The sequence below is a fragment of the Pseudomonas sp. PS02303 genome (assembly GCF_029959925.1).
GTDB lineage: Bacteria > Pseudomonadota > Gammaproteobacteria > Pseudomonadales > Pseudomonadaceae > Aquipseudomonas > Aquipseudomonas mandelii.
Genome location: NZ_JASCOM010000528.1, coordinates 1 through 1,191, shown reverse-complemented (window position 1 = coordinate 1,191; position 1,191 = coordinate 1). Strand labels below are relative to the sequence as shown.

Here is a 1,191-nt window from a genome sequence, read left to right as displayed (position 1 = left end):
GGGTTGCGAAGCGGCCCCAAAATAGGACTGCTGCGCAGTCCAGCGGGAGCAAGCTCCCTCGCCACAGGATCTCGGTCGTTCCTACAACCTTTGAACGGTCACAGAACCCGCCGCACCCGCAGGCCCCGGCTGTCCATCAACCCCAGGACGACCGCTTTTGCCGCCATCGGCCTCGTAAACGAGGCAACCCTTCGCCTTGCCGCCCGCGCCCGGCTTGCCGCCAGGCCCCGCGATGCCACCGGCACCACCCGCCACCTGAACCCTGATCTGTTCAACCGGATAATCCCGTGGCACTTCCAGCCTGACTAGCGCCCCCGGCGCCCCCGGCTGACCATCACTGCCATTGCTGCCATCGGCACCGCGGCCGGCCTGGCCCCATGTGCAACCCGGCGCCTGACCGTTGGCCCCATCGAGGCCGACAAAACCTGGCGCGCCCGCGCCACCGCGAGCGTCTACCGACAACAGCGGTGCATTCAGTGCCTTGATCTGCAAATTCAGGTTGCGTCCGGAGCGAGCGGCCTTGAGGTAAGTCCCCGGCGCCCCACGAGCCGTGATCTGGCTGCCTTCAGACAATTCGGCACGACTGACTTTCAACTCCAGTACCTGTTCACTTGGCACGATGGCGATCCGCGCCTCACGCCCCAGATGCAATTCGCCGACGGTGACTTCGGTCACGTTCGAAGGAATCAACAAAGTGCCGTAATCGGCGACTTCCAGGCGTTCAAGCTGCAAGGTGCTGGCGGTGTTGGGCAGGCGCATCAATGAATTGGTTTCGACACTGACCACCTGGGCGCAGGCCAATGGGCTGATGAGTGCGGCGAGCAGACAGAGTTTACGCATGGGAAGCCTTCGATACGGTCGGAGCCGGGAGGGTTTGCAGGTGGAATACGCCGAAAAACAGGATCTTCAAGCGATCACGCCAAGGGTGGGCGCGACCTCTGAGGCTGCGGAAACAGAACACCGCCTCAAGCAGATGAAGAGACGCCAACACGCCGCCAGCCAGATTGACCAGCAGGTGCAACGGATTGACAAACGGCATCAGCAGATTGACCAGCACCACCAGCCAAAACAGCAGGGTCAACAACTTCCCCAGCCCCCAAAACACCTTCATACGCCCCCCGTTGAGAATTATTCTTTGCGCGCACAGTAACGGCTTCCGCGAGGGATAAGCCAGAGGGCAACAGAAAATTC

General features: G+C 61.8%; 2 protein-coding genes. Both read right to left on the bottom strand.

Translation table 11 applies throughout. From position 1 onward, the window contains the following. Positions 1–81: 81 nt before the first annotated feature. Positions 82–840, bottom strand: coding sequence for a collagen-like protein (locus tag QMX98_RS34685; protein WP_282412084.1), 759 nt, complete (start codon positions 838–840; stop codon positions 82–84). After that, positions 833–1,111 (bottom strand): DUF1145 domain-containing protein, encoded by a 279-nt coding sequence (locus tag QMX98_RS34680; RefSeq protein ID WP_010462628.1) that lies wholly within the window; start codon positions 1,109–1,111, stop codon positions 833–835. The genes QMX98_RS34685 and QMX98_RS34680 overlap by 8 nt, the downstream gene beginning before the upstream one ends. Positions 1,112–1,191: the final 80 nt, after the last annotated feature.

Bases quoted from the DNA above. Each gene is read 5' to 3' on its own strand.
- QMX98_RS34685 (WP_282412084.1), bottom strand. From the start codon at position 840: ATGCGTAAACTCTGTCTGCTCGCCGCACTCATCAGCCCATTGGCCTGC.
- QMX98_RS34680 (WP_010462628.1), bottom strand. From the start codon at position 1,111: ATGAAGGTGTTTTGGGGGCTGGGGAAGTTGTTGACCCTGCTGTTTTGG.